This is a genomic window from Actibacterium sp. MT2.3-13A (assembly GCF_018139985.1).
Taxonomy (GTDB): Bacteria; Pseudomonadota; Alphaproteobacteria; order Rhodobacterales; family Rhodobacteraceae; genus JAGSOU01.
Map to the genome: position 1 here is coordinate 167,176 of NZ_JAGSOU010000003.1, position 18,154 is coordinate 185,329.

At 68.1% G+C, this 18,154-nt stretch carries 18 protein-coding genes; 16 read left to right on the forward strand and 2 right to left on the reverse strand.

Annotated features, from left to right (window positions below; translation table 11 throughout):
• Positions 1 to 39: 39 nt before the first annotated feature.
• A complete protein-coding gene (locus KCI33_RS04350) occupies positions 40 to 1,698 on the forward strand; it encodes an amidase (RefSeq protein ID WP_212523531.1) in 1,659 nt (552 codons plus the stop codon).
• A gap of 9 nt (positions 1,699 to 1,707) precedes the next feature.
• Here KCI33_RS04350 and KCI33_RS04355 read toward each other — a convergent pair whose 3' ends face one another.
• Complete coding sequence (locus KCI33_RS04355) at positions 1,708 to 2,295, reverse strand: cupin domain-containing protein (RefSeq protein ID WP_212523532.1); 588 nt, start codon at positions 2,293 to 2,295, stop codon at positions 1,708 to 1,710.
• Between the two features lie 299 nt (positions 2,296 to 2,594).
• On the opposite strand from KCI33_RS04355, the gene KCI33_RS04360 reads away from it, so the two are divergent.
• From KCI33_RS04360 to KCI33_RS04405, 10 genes are all read left to right on the forward strand, one after another.
• Positions 2,595 to 3,773 (forward strand): branched-chain amino acid ABC transporter substrate-binding protein, encoded by a 1,179-nt coding sequence (locus KCI33_RS04360; RefSeq protein WP_212523533.1) that lies wholly within the window; start codon positions 2,595 to 2,597, stop codon positions 3,771 to 3,773.
• Positions 3,774 to 3,843: 70 nt separating this feature from the next.
• Positions 3,844 to 4,764 (forward strand): branched-chain amino acid ABC transporter permease, encoded by a 921-nt coding sequence (locus tag KCI33_RS04365; RefSeq protein ID WP_212523534.1) that lies wholly within the window; start codon positions 3,844 to 3,846, stop codon positions 4,762 to 4,764.
• A 10-nt stretch (positions 4,765 to 4,774) separates the two neighbouring features.
• Positions 4,775 to 5,959 carry a branched-chain amino acid ABC transporter permease gene (locus tag KCI33_RS04370; RefSeq protein ID WP_212523535.1) on the forward strand — a complete coding sequence of 395 codons (1,185 nt, stop codon included), beginning with the start codon at positions 4,775 to 4,777 and terminating at the stop codon, positions 5,957 to 5,959.
• Positions 5,956 to 6,732 (forward strand): ABC transporter ATP-binding protein, encoded by a 777-nt coding sequence (locus KCI33_RS04375; RefSeq protein WP_212523644.1) that lies wholly within the window; start codon positions 5,956 to 5,958, stop codon positions 6,730 to 6,732. The genes KCI33_RS04370 and KCI33_RS04375 overlap by 4 nt, the downstream gene beginning before the upstream one ends.
• A 3-nt stretch (positions 6,733 to 6,735) precedes the next feature.
• Entirely contained in the window at positions 6,736 to 7,443 is a 708-nt protein-coding gene (locus tag KCI33_RS04380; protein WP_212523536.1) for an ABC transporter ATP-binding protein, read from the forward strand.
• Between the two features lie 10 nt (positions 7,444 to 7,453).
• On the forward strand, positions 7,454 to 8,593 hold the full coding sequence (locus tag KCI33_RS04385; protein ID WP_212523537.1) for a M20 family metallopeptidase: 1,140 nt from the start codon (positions 7,454 to 7,456) through the stop codon (positions 8,591 to 8,593).
• Positions 8,590 to 9,864 carry an amidase gene (locus KCI33_RS04390; protein ID WP_212523538.1) on the forward strand — a complete coding sequence of 425 codons (1,275 nt, stop codon included), beginning with the start codon at positions 8,590 to 8,592 and terminating at the stop codon, positions 9,862 to 9,864. The genes KCI33_RS04385 and KCI33_RS04390 overlap by 4 nt, the downstream gene beginning before the upstream one ends.
• Before the next feature lie 179 nt (positions 9,865 to 10,043).
• On the forward strand, positions 10,044 to 10,754 hold the full coding sequence (locus KCI33_RS04395) for an ABC transporter ATP-binding protein (protein WP_349252177.1): 711 nt from the start codon (positions 10,044 to 10,046) through the stop codon (positions 10,752 to 10,754).
• Positions 10,729 to 11,361: an energy-coupling factor transporter transmembrane protein EcfT gene (locus KCI33_RS04400; protein WP_212523539.1), complete on the forward strand. Its 633-nt coding sequence runs from the start codon at positions 10,729 to 10,731 to the stop codon at positions 11,359 to 11,361. The genes KCI33_RS04395 and KCI33_RS04400 overlap by 26 nt, the downstream gene beginning before the upstream one ends.
• Positions 11,351 to 11,896: a biotin transporter BioY gene (locus KCI33_RS04405; protein ID WP_212523540.1), complete on the forward strand. Its 546-nt coding sequence runs from the start codon at positions 11,351 to 11,353 to the stop codon at positions 11,894 to 11,896. Before KCI33_RS04400 ends, KCI33_RS04405 begins: the two co-directional genes overlap by 11 nt.
• Before the next feature lie 7 nt (positions 11,897 to 11,903).
• Here the strand turns inward: KCI33_RS04405 and KCI33_RS04410 are convergent, their stop codons facing one another.
• Entirely contained in the window at positions 11,904 to 12,776 is an 873-nt protein-coding gene (locus tag KCI33_RS04410; RefSeq protein WP_212523541.1) for a MurR/RpiR family transcriptional regulator, read from the reverse strand.
• Positions 12,777 to 12,924: 148 nt separating this feature from the next.
• Here KCI33_RS04410 and KCI33_RS04415 point away from each other — a divergent pair, with 148 nt between their 5' ends.
• The 5 genes from KCI33_RS04415 (at position 12,925) to KCI33_RS04435 (ending at position 18,151) form a co-directional block, all read left to right on the forward strand.
• Positions 12,925 to 13,716 (forward strand): N-formylglutamate amidohydrolase, encoded by a 792-nt coding sequence (locus tag KCI33_RS04415; protein ID WP_212523542.1) that lies wholly within the window; start codon positions 12,925 to 12,927, stop codon positions 13,714 to 13,716.
• Positions 13,709 to 14,305 carry a TRAP transporter small permease subunit gene (locus KCI33_RS04420; protein ID WP_212523543.1) on the forward strand — a complete coding sequence of 199 codons (597 nt, stop codon included), beginning with the start codon at positions 13,709 to 13,711 and terminating at the stop codon, positions 14,303 to 14,305. The genes KCI33_RS04415 and KCI33_RS04420 overlap by 8 nt, the downstream gene beginning before the upstream one ends.
• Positions 14,305 to 15,627, forward strand: coding sequence for a TRAP transporter large permease subunit (locus KCI33_RS04425; RefSeq protein WP_212523544.1), 1,323 nt, complete (start codon positions 14,305 to 14,307; stop codon positions 15,625 to 15,627). Before KCI33_RS04420 ends, KCI33_RS04425 begins: the two co-directional genes overlap by 1 nt.
• A gap of 52 nt (positions 15,628 to 15,679) precedes the next feature.
• Positions 15,680 to 16,714: a TRAP transporter substrate-binding protein gene (locus tag KCI33_RS04430; protein WP_212523545.1), complete on the forward strand. Its 1,035-nt coding sequence runs from the start codon at positions 15,680 to 15,682 to the stop codon at positions 16,712 to 16,714.
• Positions 16,715 to 16,789: 75 nt separating this feature from the next.
• Positions 16,790 to 18,151: a glutamine synthetase family protein gene (locus tag KCI33_RS04435; protein WP_212523546.1), complete on the forward strand. Its 1,362-nt coding sequence runs from the start codon at positions 16,790 to 16,792 to the stop codon at positions 18,149 to 18,151.
• Positions 18,152 to 18,154: the final 3 nt, after the last annotated feature.

Genomic DNA, 18,154 nt, shown 5'->3' on the forward strand with positions numbered 1-18,154 from the left:
GGCCATCGCCGGCGTGGAGAGCGGGACAGGGGGGGCGCGATGGGCGAGCGGCAGGTTGCGATCGAGGATATCGAGGCGGCGGAGCGGCTGCTGGGCATCGCCCAGACCGCGCGCGAACGCGCGCAGATGGCCGGCAATCTCGGCGGTCAGATCGAGGCCGCGGTGGCGCGGCGCAAGGTCGCGCTGGCCAATTCGGCGCCGATGGCGCTGCGCTTCGACCCGCGCCTGCCGACCACGCCGATGCCGGCGCCGCAGGGGCCGTTGCGGTTTTCCGCGGCCGATCCCGGTCCGCTGCCCGATGACGACGCGGATATCGCCTTCGCCCCGCTGCCGCGCCTTTCCGCATGGATCGCCTCGGGCACGCTCAGCAGCCGGCGGCTGACCGAGCTCTACCTCGCGCGGATCGAGGCGCTGGACCCGATGCTGAAATGCTGGGCCCGGGTCACGCCCGGGCGCGCGCTGGCCGAGGCGGAGGCCGCGGATCGCCTGCTGGAGCAGGGCGTGGTTCTCGGCCCGCTGCATGGCATTCCCTACGGGCTGAAGGATCTGTTCGACACCAGGGGCGTGACCACCGGCTGGGGCGCCGAGCCGTTCCGGGACCGCATTCCCGACACCGACGCGACCATCGTGCACAAGCTGCGCGCGGCCGGCGCGGTCCTGCTGGGCAAGACCTCGGTGGGCGCGCTGGCCTACAACGACATCTGGTATGGCGGCCAGACCCGGAATCCGTGGAACCTGAACGAGGGCTCGAACGGCTCGAGCGCCGGATCGGCGGCGGCGACGGCGGCGGGGCTGTGCGGCTTCGCGATCGGCACAGAGACGCTGGGCTCGATCACCTCGCCCTCGCAGCGCTGCGGCACGACCGGTCTGCGCCCGACCTTCGGGCGGGTGTCGCGCGCGGGGGGCATGGCGCTGTGCTGGTCTCTGGACAAGGTGGGGCCGATCTGCCGCGGGGTCGAGGACACGGCGATGGTGCTGTCGGTTCTCAATGGCGGCGACCTGGCCGACCGCGGCTCGATCGACGCGGCGTTCCATTTCGATGCGGGCGCGGGGATCGCGGGGATGCGGCTGGGTTATCTGCCGGAAGCCTTCGGCGAGGGGGCCACGGGCGTTGACCATGCCGCGCTCGCCGCGGCGCGCCGGCTGGGGATCGAGGTGGTCGAGGTCGCGCTGCCCGATCTGCCCTATGGCGCGCTGATGAACACCCTCTACGCCGAGGCGGCCGCGGCCTTCGAGGAGCTGACGCTGAGCGGCGCGGATGACAGCCTGACCTGGCAGGATGACGTGGCCTGGCCCAACACCTTCCGCAAGGCGCGGTTCCTGTCGGCGGTGGACCATGTGCAGCTGGACCGGCTGCGCTATCAGGTCATGCTGGCGCTGGACGGGCTGTTCGACCGGGTCGATGCGCTGATCGGCCCGTTCTCGACGGGGCCGATGCTGGTGGCGAGCAATTTCACCGGCCATCCCTGCCTGCATCTGCGCGCCGGTTTCGAGGACTTGCCGACGCGCGGGGGGGCGGCGCTGGAGGCCGGCAACCTTTCCTCGGGCGCGGCGGGCCGGACGGGGCGCCGGTTCACGGTGCCGCAGGGCGTATCGCTGTGGGGACGGCTGTTCCAGGAGGGGCCGCTGCTCAATCTCGGGATGGCGCTGGAGCGCGAGTTGGGCGTGGCCGCGCGCCGCCCCGGGTTTCCGGGCTGAGCGGCGCTCTCAGAACGTCGGCGGGGTGTTTACCCACAGGATCCGGGTCGTGCCGTCATAGGTGTTGCGGTAGCGGTGCGGCAGCTGCGAAGAGAAATAGAAGGAATCGCCCTGCACCAGCGGGATGACCTCGCCGTTCACGGTCAGTTCGGCCGCGCCCTCCAGCACATAGCCGATCTCCTCGCCGTCGTGGCGGATGTCGCCGCCGCTGTCGGCGCCGGGCTCCAGGGTGTGGATATTCGCGTCCAGCATGGTGCCGGGGTAGGTCGGCGAGAGGCGCTCGATGAAGATCGCGGGCTGGTTGCTCATCCGCCGCACCATGACCGAGGGGCGCTCGCCGCTGCGGTAGAGGCGCACGCCCTCGGTCTCGGCCTCGGCGAAGAGCTGGACGATGGTCATGTCCAGCGCCGCGGTGATCTGGTGCAACGTCTTGAGCGACGGCGAGGTCTGTTCGTTCTCGATCTTGGACAGCATCGAAACCGAGCAGCCGGCCATTTCGGCCAGGCTTTTCAGGGTCAGCCCATTGTTCAGCCGCGCGGCGTGCAGCCGGGCGCCGAGATCGCTGATCGGCGACATGTCCGCCTTGTCGTTTGCCATCTTCGCTCCCTGTCTTGCCGCCCGCCGGATGTAGCGGCTTTTGCCTGGCCCGCCAAGTTCGGGGGGCGGCCCGAAGTCCCCGCAACGCCCTGGATCGCGCCCGGATCAATTCGCCATCAGCGGCCGCGCGCCATAGTGACAATTTTCATCGTGGTAGAAATCTTCAATAGAAAACTGCCATATCCGTAAAAAATTTATTGTCATTCAAATTTCTCTGAGAAAGAGTTTCCCGGCAAGTGGCCAGCGGGATGCCCCTCGATTGCGGCTGCTGGCACAAAATGAACGCAGGGAGTAAATAGATGAAATTCACGGAAAACAGACGCAGCTTCTTGTCCTTCGCGCTTGCGGCGTCGCTTTCGCTGGGCCTGGCCGGGCCGGCGCTGGCCAAGGAAACCGTCAAGGTCGGCTTCATCGGCCCGCTGTCGGGCGGGGTGTCGAATATGGGGCTTGGCGGGCGCAACTCGGCCGCGCTGGCGGTTGCGCTGCGCAACCAGGACCCCAACGCCAAATACGAATACGAGCTGGAGCCGCTGGACGACGAGTGCAAGCCCAATGTCGGCGTCCAGGTGGCGACCAAGCTGGCGACCAACCGCAAGGTCGTGGGCGCCGTGACGCATTACTGCTCGGCGGTGGCGATGGGCACGGTGGACATTTACCACAAGTTCAACCTGCCGGTCATCGTCTGGGGCGCCGTGCTGCCCGACATCACCTATGGCAACGACTACGCCGAGGTGCATCGCGTCAACGGCACGATGATCAACCAGAACGAGACCGCGGCCAAGTTCATGACCGAGCAGGGCTACAAGACCTGGGCGATCATCCATGACACCACCGACTACGGCAAAGGCCACAACAAGTATTTCTCGCAGTTCCTGACCGAGCGCGGCGGCGAGATCCTGGGCACCTTCGGCGTGACCTCGGATCAGCAGGACTTCACCGCCGAGCTCACCAAGATCAAGGAGCTCAACCCCGACGTGGTCTATTTCGGCGGCCTGACCCCGATCGCCGTGCGTATCCGTCAGCAGATGGACAAGCTGGGCATCGAGGCGCAGTTCCAGGGCGTGTCGGGGATCAAGTCGGACGCCTATTTCGCCGGCCTCAGCGGCGATCTGGCCGAGGGCACGGTGACCTTCCTCGAGGGCGCGCCGGCCGAGAAGCTGCCGGGCGGCGAATATTTCATGGCGGAGTATGAAAAGGCCGGCTACGGTGAGGATTTCGAGGCCTATGGCCCCTTCGCCTTCGCCGCGATGAGCCTGCTGCTGGACGGCATCGAGGAGGTCGGCCCGGACCGCAAGGCGCTGACCGCATACCTTGCCGACGTGAACGAGCACAACTCGATCACCGGTTCGGTGTCCTTCGACGATCACGGCCAGAACACCGTGGCGCTGATCACCACCTATGTCGCGCAGGACGGCCAGTGGGTCGTGTGGGAAGACAGCGAATACGCTGACGGCACCCGCAAGCTGACCGGCAAGTAATCGCATCAACTCCGCGGGCGGGGCGCCGTTGTGCGCCCCGCCCGCCTCTGCAATCTCCGGAGGTCTCCTGATGGATATCGGTCTGCTCGGCCAGTATCTGGCCAATGGCGTCATGCTGGGCACGATGTATGCCCTTGTCGCCGTCGGCTTCACCCTGTTTTTCGGCGTGCTCGACGTGATCAAGTTCTCGCATGGCGACGTGCTGATGCTGGGCTCGTTCACCGGGTTCACCGTCTATATCGGCGTCCTGGCCATGGGGATCGAGAATCCCTGGCTGATGATCGCCGTGATCCTGATCGTCTCGATCACGACCACCGCCGCGGTCGGCGCGCTGATCGCGCGCTACCTGGTGCTGCCGCTGAAATCGGCGCCGCCGCTCAACATCCTGCTGATCACGCTGATGCTGGGCACCGCGATCCGCGAGGCGGTGCGGCTGTTCTATCCCGACGGCTCCAACCCCAAGAATTTTCCGGCGCTTCTGCCGACGGCCTCGGTCGATCTGGGCGGTTTCGCGCTGCGCGCGGACAGCGTGATCCTGGTGGGCGCGGGGATCGCCGTGATCATCGGGCTGAACCTGCTGATCAACCGCACCCGGCTGGGCCTGGCGATCCGCGCCGTGGCGCAGGACGAGGAGACCGCCAAGATCATGGGCATCAACTATACCCTGATCGTGCTGGTGACCTTCGCCATCGGCTCGGGGGCGGCGGCCTTCGCCGGCATCATGAACGGCCTCTACTACAACGAGGTCAATTTCGGCATGGGGCTGCTGCTGGGCCTGATCGGCTTTTCCGCCGCGATCATCGGGGGCTTGGGCAATATCTACGGCGCGATCCTGGGCGGCTTCCTGTTCGCCGGGCTGCAGACCGTGGGCGCCGTCGCGCTGCCCTTCGCCAGCGCCTACAAGGATGTGTTCGCCTTCGGCGTGGTGATCGCGCTGATGGCCTGGAAACCCACCGGCCTGATCGCCGAGCGCAGCAGCGACCGTGTGTGAGGAAATTTCGATGACAGACAAAACGACCCCCAAGAGCGGCTGGCTCGGCCTGCCGCCCCTGGCCGTGGGCCTGGGCGCGGTGGCGGCCACCGCGGTCTATGGCTGGCTGTTCCTGCTGGCCGAATCCGAGATCGCCGTCCTCGGCCTGGTGGCGCTGGCCGCGCTGGGCGGCTGGGCGCTGGGCCGCACCGGGCTGCCCGACACCCTGGACGCGGCCATGCGCGGCCACGGCCGCAGCATGAACGGCGCGATCCTGCTGGGCCTTCTGGCGGTGATCTTCCTGCTGGGCGAGGAGCATTTCCCGCTGCTGATGCTGACCACCATGCTGCTTTACATGACCGTGGCGCTGGGGCTGAACGTGCAGTTCGGCCTGACCGGCATGGTCAATTTCGCCGGTGCCGCCTTCTTCGGCATGGGCGCCTACACCGCGGCGGTCCTGACCGCGCATTCCGCGGTGCCGCCGCTGCTGATCCTGGTCGCGGGCGGCGTGATCGCGGCGGCGATCGGCTTTCTGCTGATCGTGCCGGTGGTGCGCACCGCCGGCCATTACTCGGCCGTGGTCACCATCGCCTTCGGCGTGCTGTTCAAGACCTTTCTGGAGGTCAACGACGTGCTCGGCGGGCCGCAGGGCCTGATGGTCGGCCCGATGAAGTTGTTCGGCTGGGATTTCAACTCCAGCCCCGTTCTGCTGGGCGTCGAGATGTCCTTCTACGTCAACTACGCGCTGCTGGGCGGGGGGCTCGCGGTGCTGGCCTTCGTGCTGACCCAGCGGCTTGAACGTTCCTGGCTGGGGCTGACGCTGGACAGCGTGCGGCTGGACGAGACGGCCTCGGCCTGTTTCGGGCTGAACGTGGTGCGGGCCAAGGTGCTGGCCTTCACCTTCGGCAATGTGCTGGCGGGTGTCGCCGGGGCGCTTTACGGCATGATGATCAGCTTCATCGCGCCCAACAGCTTCACCTTCGCCGATAGCCTGCTGATGGTGTCGATCGTGCTGCTGGGCGGGCTTGGCAGCCTGTGGGGCACGGCGCTGGCCGCCGCCATCGTGGTGCTGCTGCCGGAGAAGCTGCAGATCCTGCAGGAATACCGCTTCCTGCTGTTTTCGGGTCTGGTGATCCTGATGCTGCTGTTCCGCCCGCAGGGCCTGTTGCCGCGCAAGGTGCGCAGTTATTTCCCCAGCTGGAGGCCGCAACAATGAGCGACGCGCTTCTCGAATTCGAAGGCCTGGGCAAGAGCTTCGGCGGGGTCCGCGCGCTGGACGGGCTGGACATGCGCGTCAAGCGCGGCGAGATCCTCGGCCTGATCGGCCCCAACGGCTCGGGCAAGACGACCAGCTTCAACGTGGTGACGGGCATCTATTCGCCCAGCCAGGGGCGGGTGCGTTTCGACGGGCAGGACATCACCGGGCTCAGCGCGCGCAAGGTCTACGAGGCGGGGATCGCCCGGACGTTCCAGCGCTCGCGCCTGTGCCTGCCGCTGTCGATCTTCGACAACATCATGATCGGCAACCACGCCCGGCTCGACAACGGGCTGTGGTTCAACCTGATCCGGCGCGGCGCGCTGCGCCGGCAGGTCGAGGAAGGCTACGACAAGGCGCGCGAGCTGGTCGCGGGCTTCTCCAGGGAGCTGGCCGGCCGCATGTTCGAGCCCGTCGGCGCCCTGCCGATGATCGAGCGGCGCCGGATCGAGATCTGCCGCGCGCTGGTCTCGGGGCCGAAGCTGTTGCTGCTGGACGAACCGTCGGCCGGTATGACCCATGACGAGACCGCGCAGTTGATGGACGACATCCTGGCGGTGCGGGATCGCATGGACGACCTGTCGATCATCATCATCGAGCACGAGATGGGCGTGATCGAACGCCTGACCGACCATTGCGTCGTGCTCAGCTATGGCCGCAAGATCAGCGAAGGCAGCTATGCCCAGATCGCCGCCGATCCCGAGGTCCAAAGCGCATATCTGGGGGTGGACTGACCCATGAGCAGCATCAAGATCGAAAACGTCTACACCGCCTATGACAAGGCCGATGTCCTGCTGGACGTCTCGCTGGAGGTCGTGCCGGGCAAGATCACCTGCCTTCTGGGCTCGAACGGGGCGGGGAAATCGACGCTGATCCGCTCCATCCTCGGGCTGACACCGCCGCGCGCCGGGCGGATCACGGTCGATGGCCAGGACATCACCGGCGCCCCCACCCACAAGGTGATCGCGGCGGGCATCGCCTGCATCCCCGAGGGGCGGCGGATGTTCCCCAAGCTGACGGTGACTGAGAACCTGCGCCTCGGCGCCTTCCAGGTCGCCGACGAGGCGCTGATCCGCGAGCGGATGGAGAAGGTCTTCGACACCTTCCCGCGCCTGGCCGAGCGGCGCGATCAGCTCACCGGCACCATGTCGGGCGGCGAGCAGGCGATGGTTTCCATCGGGCGCGGCCTGATGGGCGGCCCCCGCATCCTGCTGATCGACGAGCCGTCGCTGGGCCTGTCGCCGCTTTATGTGAAGGAGAACTTCCGCATCATCGACGGCATCCGCGACAGCGGCATCACGGTGTTCCTGGTGGAACAAAACGTGCGTCAGACGCTGGCCATCGCCGATTACGGATATGTGCTGTCGGGCGGGCGCGTGGTGGCGCAGGGCACCGCCGAGGCGCTGAAGGACGACAAGGAAGTCTATGCCGCGTATTTCGGCTGAGGAGGGCGGCATGGAAGATGCCACAGATGTCATCGCGCTGACGCGCCGGTTGCTGCGCTTCGACACGGTGAACCCGCCGGGCGACGAGGCCGCCTGCGCGCGCGACCTGCAGGGGGTGCTCGACGCCGCGGGGTTCGAGACCGAGCTGCGCCCGATGGGCGAGGGGCGGGCCAACCTGCTGGCCTATCTCGGCGACGGCTCGGGCGCGCCGCTGGCCTTCACCGGGCATCTCGACACGGTGCCGCTGGGCGCGCAGGGCTGGCGGCACGACCCCTTCGCGGGGGTGATCGAGGACGGCCGGATCTACGGCCGCGGCACCACCGACATGAAGGGCGGCGTCGCCGCCTTCGTGGTGGCCTGCATCCGGGAGGCCGAGGCGCTGCGCGCGGGTCCCGGCGTGCTCTTGCTGATCACCGCGGGCGAGGAGACCGGCTCGGACGGGGCGCGGGCGCTGGTCGCGGAGGGCGGGCTGCGCCGGCCCGGCGCGCTGGTCGTGGCCGAGCCCACCGCCAACCGGCCGCTGGCCGGCCACAAGGGCGCGCTGTGGTTGCGGGTGGTCACGACAGGCGTCACCGCGCACGGCTCGATGCCCGAGCGCGGCGTGAATGCCGTGGTCGGGGCGGCGCGGGTGGTCGGGAAACTGGCCGCCTTCGGCTTCAACGTCGCGCCGCATCCGGTAATGGGCGCGCCGACGCTGAACGTGGGCACGATTTCCGGCGGGATGAACATCAACTCGGTCCCCGACCGGGCCGAGATCGGCGTGGACATCCGCAGCGTGGCGGGGCTCGACCATGACGCGCTGCGCGAGAACCTGACGCAGTTCCTGGGCGATGAGGCCCAGGTCGAGGTGCTGGTCGATCTGCCGCCGGTCTGGACCGACCCCGCGCATCCCTGGATGCGGCGGGTGGCGGGCGCGGTCGAGGCCGTCACCGGCGAGGTCAGCCGACCCGAAAGCGTCAGCTATTTCACCGACGCCTCGGTCTTCACCCCCGCCTTCGACGGTCTGCCCACGGTGATCCTGGGGCCGGGCGAGCCGGGTCTGGCGCATCAGACCGACGAATATTGCGAGATCGGCAAGCTTCACGATGCCGTTGATATTTACGCCCGCCTGATCAGCGACTGGGCCGGGCAGGGGGAGGACAGGACATGACCACGATACCCGACACCGCGCTGGCGGCCCTTGCCGCCTTCGAGGCCGGCACGCTGACGCCGGAGGGCTATCTGCGCGCGCTGCTGGAGCGCTGCGCCGAGGCCGAGCCGCAGATCCACGCCTGGGCGCATCTCGACCCCGAGGGGGCGCTGGCGCGTCTGGCCGGGGCCGGGGCGCCGGGACAGGGCGCGCTGGCGGGCCTGCCCATCGGCGTCAAGGATGTCATCCACGCCGAGGGCCTGCCGCGCACCTGCGGCTCACCGATCTACGCCGGCGCGATCTCGCCGGTGGATGCGGCGGTGGTGGCGCTGGCGCGGCTGGCGGGCGCCTATGTGATGGGCAAGACCGAGACCACGGAATTCGCCACCTACAGGCCGGCGCCGACCCGCAACCCGGCAGCACCCGGCCATACGCCGGGCGGCTCTTCCAGCGGCTCGGCCGCGGCGGTGGCGGCGGGGATGGTGCCGCTGGCGCTCGGCACGCAAACCGCGGGCTCGGTGGTTCGGCCCGCGGCCTATTGCGGCGTGGTCGGCTACAAGCCCAGCTTCGATTTGATCGAGCCCGGGGGCGTGAAGGCGCTGGCGCGCAGCTTCGACACGGTGGGGGTGTTTGCCCGCTCGGTTGCCGACGCGGCGCTGTTCGCCGAGGCGGTGACCGGCCTGCCCCTGCTGCGCGGGGCCCGTGCGCCCGAGGCGCCGCGGGCGATCGGCCTGTGCCGCTCGCCGGTGTGGGACCGCGCCGCGCCCGAGATGCAGGCGGCCTGGGACGAGCTCGGCGCGCGCCTGCGCGGCAAGGTCGCCACGGTCGAGCTGGAGCTGCCCGCCGAATACGGCGCGGCCATCGAGGCGCATCCGCGGATCATGGCGCGCGAGGCCTTTCAGGCGCTGTCGCACGAATGGCACAGCCACCGCGAACTGCTCAGCCCGCAGCTGCGCGCGATGCTGGAGGAGGGGCGCGACGACCTGCCCGGAGAGGCGCAGGCCGAGGGCCGCGCGATGATCGACCGGCTGCGCCAGCGCTTCGCCGCGGATCTGGGCGACACGCCGATCCTCGTCACCCCCTCCGCCCCCGGCGCCGCGCCGGCCTTCGATAGCGGCACCGGCTCACCCGATTTCAACCGGCTGTGGACGCTGCTGGGCGGGCCCTGCGTCAACGTCCCCGGGCTGCGCGCCGCCGATGGCCGCCCGGTCGGGGTGCAGGTGGTCGGCCCGATGGGCCGCGACGCCGAGGTCCTGCGCGCCGCCGCCTGGCTGGCCGGCCTGCTGGCCTGACGCGGCCGCCCCCCGCGCGCCCGGCGCCCGTTGCGCCGGGACCGCAGCCCCCGATTGCCCGCGGGCGAAAAAACCGACATGATCGGGGACCGGGGCGCCGCAGGGGCAGGGCAATTGGGGTGGACGACGTGAGGATTTGGCCGGACAGCGGGATCGCGCCGCCCTCCGCGCGGGCCGAGGTGCGCCTGCAGGGCGTCTCCTGCGCCTTCGGCGGGCGCGCGGTGCTGTGCGACACCACGCTGGAACTGTCCGAGCGCCGCATCGGCGTCGTCGGGCGCAACGGCTCGGGCAAATCCACGCTGGCGCGGCTGATCGCGGGTCTGATCGCCCCGGACAGCGGTCGGGTGCTGGTCAACGGCGTCGATGTCTATCGCCAGCGCCGCGCCGCCGTCGGGGTCGTCGGCATCCTGTTCCAGAACCCCGACCGCCAGATCATCTTTCCGACCGTGGAGGAGGAGCTGGCCTTCGGCCTGACCCAGCTGGGGCAGTCGAAATCCGAGGCGCGGGCGGGCGCCCAGGCCATGCTCGCGCGGTTCGGCCGGCCCGACTGGGCGCCGCGCGCGGTCGCCACCCTCTCGCAGGGACAGCGGCATCTGGTCTGCCTGATGGCGGTTCTGGCGATGCGGCCGGCGGTGATCCTGCTCGACGAACCGTTTTCCGGGCTCGACATCCCCACCACGCGCGCCCTGCGCCGCTACCTGGCGGAGATCGAACCGGCGATCATCCAGATCACGCACGACCCCTCGGCGCTGGAGGGCTATGACCGGGTGCTCTGGATCGACGCGGGCCGCATCCGGGCCGACGGTGCGCCCGGGCCGGTGCTGGACGCCTTCCTGGCGGCGATGAACGCGGAGGAGAGCGGCGATGCTGGCACTGACCTCGCCGGTTGACACGGTGTTTCACCGCCTGCCCGCCGCGCTCAAGCTGCTGGTCATGGCGGGCTTCACCGTCGCCGTCTTCCGGGTCGAGCGGCCGGCGGTCATGCTGATCCCGCTGGCCATCGTCGCGGCGGCCTACGCCATCGCCGGGCGCGCGGTCCTGCGGCAGGGGGCGCGGGCGCTGCGGCCGCTCTGGCCCTTCGTGGCGGTGATCCTGCTCTGGCACGGGGCCACGCGGGACCTCGCGACGGGGCTGGCCCTGACGGGGCGCATCCTGTCGGCGGTGGCGCTGGCCAACCTGGTGACGATGACGACGCGGCTGGACGAAATGATCGGGGTGGTCAACGGCGCGCTGCGGCCGCTGGAGCGTCTCGGGGTGCGGACCGGCGCGGTCGGCTTCGCCATCGCGCTGGTGATCCGTTTCACGCCCGTCCTGATCGAAAAGGGCCGCGCGCTGGCCGAGGCTTGGCGGGCGCGCAGCCCGCGCCGGCCGGGCTGGAACATCGTCATCCCGGTGACGCTGGCCGCCCTCGATGACGCCGAATATGTGGCAGAGGCCCTGCGCGCGCGCGGCGGCCTGCCTGCCGGAGCAACCGAAAGGAACCGACATGGAACGTAACGTGGTCATGATCGCGCTGTTCGCCGCGCTGATCGCCGCCCTGGGGCTGATCCCCACCATCACCCTGATGTCCGGGGTGCCGATCTCGGCCCAGAGCCTGGGAGTTATGCTGTGCGGCACGGTGCTCGGCGCACGCAAGGGGGCGCTGGCGGTGCTGCTGTTCCTGCTGCTGGTGGCACTCGGCCTGCCGCTGCTGTCGGGCGGGCGGGGCGGGCTGGGCGTCTTCGTCTCGCCGACGGCGGGCTTCCTGGTGGGCTTTCCGATCGCGGCTTTCGTGGCCGGCACCATCGTCGAGAGGTTCAGGGCGGTGCCGCTGACGTGGGCCGCGATGATCGGCGCCTTTCTCGGGGGCGTGGTCGCGCTCTACATCCCCGGCATCATCGGCATGGCGATCACCCTCGACAAGTCGCTGTCCGGGGCGGCGGCGCTGGCGCTGCCCTTCCTTCCCGGCGACGCGATCAAGGTGGTGATCGCGGGGCTGGTGACCGCCGCCATCGCCCGCGCCCGGCCCGGCAGCCTGCTGTCGCGGCCCTGAGCCGGCCCTAGCTGGGCTTGCGGAACAGCCGCGTCATGTCGAACAGCGCGTCGAGCCGCTCGTAGCGGTCGCGGGTCTCGGGCCAGCATTCCTCCTGGGTGGCGGCGATCAGCGCCTCCAGCAGCATCATGGTGGAGATGTTCGAATCCCAGGCCGAGGGGATCTCGACCCAGCAGTTGAAGCTGTGCGTGGCGACGCCGGCGATCGGACTGGCCCATTGGTCGGTGATCAGGATCACCCGGACGCCGCGTTCGGCGGCGAGTTCCGCCAACCGCTCCAGGTTGGTCTCGTAGCGGCGCACGTCGAACATCAGCAGCGTGTCGCCCGCCTCCATGTCCAGCAGGTAATGCGGCCAGGTGGCGGAGGAGGCGGTCATATGCGTGACCCGCGGGCGCACCGCCTGGAAATGGGTGAAGGCGTAATCCGCCAGCGCCCGGGTGATGCGCCCGCCCACGACATAGAGCTGGTGCCCGGTGTCGGCCAGTTGCCGGACGGCGGAATCGAAGCTGCCGGTGTCGAGGTTCGAGAAGGTCTGGTCGATATTTCGCGTCACCGCCTGGGCGAAGCGGTTGAGCAGATGCGACTCGGGCGCCTCGGCGGCCCATTTGGCGCGGCGCTGGGTGGGGCCGGAGACCTTGGCCTCCAGCTCCTTCAGCAGCGCCTGGTGGAATTGCGGGTAACCCTTGAAGCCCAGCTTCTGCACCATCCGCGCCACCGTGGGTGTGGAGACATCGGCGTTCGCCGCGACGATGGTGATCGAGGCAAGACCGGCTGCGGGATAGTTTTCCAGTAATGAATTCGCGAACTTGCGCTCCGACTGGGTGAGGGCGGCATAATGTTCGCGGATCAGTTCGCGCACGGTCGCGGGCGACTTCTTCAACGGCTTTTCCTGTTCTTCCTGCTGCAATCTTGGGCGAAGCGACCGCTGCGGGGCAGACGTGGCGTCATCCCTCACCGGCCGCATTGAAGATATATTGACACAAGAACGGCCACTGTGGAAAGATTTTTACAGCGCAGGGAGGGTGCGTATGTCCCAAGGCAATCCCATAGGCGGCTCGCCGGCTGTCGAAGTGATCAACCCGGACGGTCCGGGGGTGGCGCTGCTGCTGTGCGAACATGCCTCCTGCCACGTCCCCGACCGTTATGACGGGCTGGGCCTGCGCGCGGAGTGGCGCGAAAGCCATGCCGCCTGGGACCCCGGCGCGCGCGCCGTGGCGCTGAGCCTGTCGCAGGCGCTGGACGCGCCGCTGGTGGCCAGCCGGGTCTCGCGTCTGGTCTATGACTGCAACCGCCCGCCCGAGGCGGAAAGCTCCATGCCCGTGTTCTCCGAGGTGGTGGAGGTGCCGGGCAACCGCGACCTGCCCCCCGAGCAGCGCGCAGAGCGGATCGCAACCGTCTACCGCCCCTTCTGCGACAGCGTCACGGCGCTGATCGACGCGCGGCGCGCGCGCGGCCTGCCCACCGTCCTGATCACCATTCACAGCTTCACGCCGGTGTTCTACGGCAAGAGGCGCGAGACCGAGATCGGCATCCTGCACGACGCGGACAGCCGTATGGCCGACGCCATGCTGGCCGAGGCCGGCCGCCTGCCAGGCCGCCGGGTCGAGCGCAACAAGCCCTACGGGCCCGAGGACGGGGTGACCCATTCGCTGAAAATCCACGGCATCGCGCAGGGCCTGCCCAACGTGATGATCGAGTTCCGCAACGATCTGGTGGCCGATGACGCGGGCGTCGAGGCCATGGCGCGGGACCTGATGACAATGATCGGCCCGGCGCTGGCGGCGCTGGGCGTCGAGAGCAAGGGGGCGGAGGATGCCTAGGATCGTTCGCGGCTATGTCCACGCTGTCGACGCGATGAACCGCTTCATCGGGCGGATCGCGATGTATCTGATCTTCGTGCTGGTGGGGGTGCTGCTGTGGTCCTCGGTGTCGAAGACCCTTTTCACGCCCTCGCTGTGGACGCTGGAGACCGCGCAATTCGTGATGGTCGCCTATTACGTTCTGGGCGGGCCCTATTCGATCCAGCTCGGCTCGAACGTTCGGATGGACCTGTTCTACGGCGGCTGGTCGGTGAAGACGAAGGCGTGGTTCGACGCCGTCACCGTGCTGTTCCTGATGTTCTATCTCGGCGTGCTGCTCTATGGCGCGGTCGGCTCGACGGCCTATGCGCTGGGCTATTTCGGGACCGAACCCTTCGCCTTTTTCCGGGACCTGCTGGGCGCGCTGCTGACCGGCGGGCTGGACGCCGCGGCCGGGAAGCTGGGCTACCTGGAGCGCAGCCCGACCGCCTGGCGGCCCTGGCTGTGGCCAGTGAAGACTCTTCTCTCCATTGGCGTGTTCCTCATGTTGCTGCAGACGCTGGCTGAACTGTTCCGGGATATCGGACGCATTCGCGGGGAAGAAATCTGATGTCCTATGAAATGATCGCCCTGCTGATGTTCAGCTCGATGATGCTGATGCTGCTGACCGGCCAGCGCGTGTTCGGCGCGATCGGCTTCGTCGGCGCGGCGGCGGCGCTGCTCTTGTGGGGGACGGGGGGCGTGGACGTGCCCTTTTCGGCGGCGATGAAGCTGATGAAATGGTATCCGCTGCTGACCCTGCCGATGTTCATCTTCATGGGCTATGTGCTGTCGGAATCGAAGATCGCCGACGACCTCTACCGGATGTTCCATGTCTGGATGGGCCCGGTGAAGGGCGGCCTCGCCATCGGCACGATCGGGCTGATGGTGCTGATCTCGGCGATGAACGGGCTGTCGGTCGCGGGCATGGCGATCGGCGCCACCATCGCCCTGCCGGAGTTGCTGAAGCGCGGCTATGACAAGATCATGGTGACCGGCGTGATCCAGGCGGGGTCGAGCCTCGGCATCCTTGTGCCGCCGTCGGTGGTGCTGGTGCTCTACGCCATGATCGCGCGCCAGCCGGTGGGGCAGCTGTGGCTGGCCGGTGTCATTCCCGGTCTGATGATGGCCGCGATGTTCATCCTCTACATCTATCTGCGCTGCCGGGTGCAGCCGCATCTCGGGCCGGTCCTGCCGGCGGAAGAGCGCAACGTGCCGATGGAGGAGAAGCTGCGCCTGCTGCGCGCGGGCATCCTGCCGCTGGTGATCTTCGCGGCGATGATGGTGCCCTTCGTCAACGGCTGGACCTCGCTGGTGGAAAGCTCGGCCATCGGGGCGATGGCGGCCTTCGTGGCGGCGATCGTGAAAGGGCGGATGACGAAGCAGGTCTTCGAGACCTCGGTGCGCCACACGCTGGCGGTATCGTGCATGTTCATGTGGATCATCCTCGCCGCGCTGGGCTTCGGCGCGGTGTTCGACGGGCTGGGCGCGGTCAAGGCGATCGAGAACCTGTTCACCGAGCAGCTGGGCCTCAGCCCGTGGATGATCCTGGTGCTGATGCAGCTGAGCTTCATCGTCATGGGGACGTTCCTGGACGACACGGCGATGCTGGTGATCGTGGCGCCGCTCTATGTGCCGCTGGTGGGGGCGCTGGGCTTCGACCTGATCTGGTATGGTGTGCTCTACACCATCACCACCCAGATCGCCTACATGACCCCGCCCTTCGGCTACAACCTGTTCCTGATGCGCGCCATGGCCCCGCCCGAGATCGGCCTGCGCGACATCTATGTTTCGATCATTCCCTTTTCCCTGGTCATGGTGCTGGCGCTGGCGCTGGTCATGGTCTTCCCTGAGATCGCGCTGTGGCTGCCGGATTATGTCTACGGAAAATAACCGAGAGAAGAGCCCCGCAAGGGGGCCATTACACCAACAAGGAGTAAGTGAGATGACCACCAGACGTAAGTTCCTGACCACCGCCGGCGTCGGCGCGATGGCCGCGCCTCTGGCCGCCCCGGCGCTGGCGCAGTCCACCATCAAGTGGCGCATGCAGACCTATGCCGGCCCGGCGCTGGCCGAGCATGTGGTGAAGCCCGCGATCGACATGTTCAACAAGATCGCCGGCGACCGCATGCAGATCGAGCTGTTCTTCGCCGATCAGCTGGTGCCCACCGGCGAGCTGTTCCGCGCCATGCAGCGCGGCACGATCGACGCGGTGCAGTCCGACGACGACTCGATGGCCTCGCCCACAGAGGTCACGGTCTTCGGCGGCTACTTCCCCTTCGCCTCGCGCTACTCGCTCGACGTGCCGGTGCTGTTCAACCAGTATGGGCTGAACGAGATCTGGGATGCCGAATATGCCAAGGTCGGGGTCAAGCATATCTCGGCCGGGTCCTGGGATCCGTGCCATTTCGCCACCAAGGACCCGATCAACAGCCTTGAGGATCTCAAGGGCAAGCGCGTCTTCACCTTCCCCACGGCGGGCCGCTTCCTGTCGCAGTTCGGCGTGGTGCCGGTCACGCTGCCCTGGGAGGACATCGAGGTCGCGGTGCAGACGGGCGAGCTTGACGGCATCGCCTGGTCGGGCATCACCGAGGATTACACGGTGGGCTGGGCCGACGTAACCAACTATTTCCTGACCAACAACATCTCGGGCGCCTGGGCGGGGTCGTTCTTCGCCAACATGGGGCGCTGGGACGAACTGCCCGAGGATCTGCAGACCCTGTTCCGCGTCTGCTGCGACCAGTCGCATTACTACCGCCAGTGGTGGTATTGGGGCGGCGAGGCCAGCCTCCGCGTCAACGGCACCAAGATGCAGTTGACCACGATCCCCGACGCCGAATGGGCGCAGGTCGAGGCGGCCGCGACCAAGTTCTGGGACGAGATCGCGGCCGAATCCGAGACCAAGGCCAAGGTGGTGGAGATCTTCAAGCAGTATAACGCCGACATGCAGAAGGCGGGCCGCCCCTACCGCTACGGCTGAACGGCCCCGGCCCACACGAGACCGGCCCCGGCGGCGCGCGCCGGGGCCTCCCCATTCAGAACAGGATAACTGCCCATGTCTGGCATACTGAGTTTCGAGGAACTGAAGGCCCAGGTCGCGGCCGGCGCTGTGGATACGGTTCTGGTCTGCCTCGTCGACATGCAGGGCCGCCTGATGGGCAAGCGCTTCCACGCCGGGCATTTCGTCGCCAGCGCCTGGGAGGAAACCCATTGCTGCAACTACCTGCTGGCGACCGACCTGGCCATGTCCACGCCGGAGGGCTTCGCCGCCACCAGCTGGCGGCGCGGCTATGGCGACTATGTGATGAAGCCGGACCTGAGCACGCTGCGCCCGATGCCCTGGCTGGAGGGCACGGTGATGGTGCTGTGCGACGTCCTCGACCATCACACCCACCAGGAGATCCCGCATTCGCCCCGCGCGGTGCTGAAACGGCAGCTGAAGCGGCTGGAGGAGATGGGCTACGAGGCGATGATGGCCTCGGAGCTGGAATTCTTCCTCTTCGAGAAGAGCTTCGAGGAGATCCGCAAGGGCGGCTACCGCGACCTCGCGACCCTCTCGGGCTACAACGAGGATTACCACATCCTGCAGACCACCAAGGAAGAGCACGTCATGCGCCCGCTGCGCAATCACCTGTGGAACGCGGGCATCCCGGTGGAGAACACCAAGGGCGAGGCCGAGGCCGGGCAGGAGGAGCTGAACATCAAATATGCCCCCGCGCTGGACACCGCCGACTACCACACCATCGCCAAGCACGCGGCCAAGGAAATCGCCTGGCAGCAGGGCCGTGCCGTGACCTTCCTGCCGAAATGGCATCACGACAAGGTGGGCTCGTCCAGCCATGTGCACCAGTCGCTGTGGCAGGACGGCAAGCCGGCCTTCCATGACCCCGAGGACAGCCTCGGCATGTCGGCGCTGATGAAGAGCTACGTCGCGGGGTTGCTGAAATACGCCGCCGACTACACCTATTTCCTGGCCCCCTACATCAACAGCTACAAGCGCTTCCAGCGCGGCACCTTCGCGCCGACGCGGATCATCTGGTCGATCGACAACCGCACTGCCGGCTTCCGCCTCTGCGGCGACGGGACCAGGGCGGTGCGGATCGAATGCCGGGTCGGCGGTTCGGACATCAACCCCTATCTGGCGATGGCGTCGATGCTGGCGGCGGGCATCCGCGGGATCGAGGAGCGACTGGAGCTGGAGCCGCCCTTCAAGGGCGACGCCTATGAGGGCGAAGGCGCCCATATCCCCCACACCCTGCGCGACGCGCGCGAGGCCCTGATGGGCTCGGCCATGCTGCGCGCGGCGATGGGCGACGACGTGATCGACCATTACGCCCGCGCGGCGGAGTGCGAGATCGAGGATTTCAACCGCGTGGTCACCGATTACGAGGTGGCGCGCGGGTTCGAACTGGCCTGATTG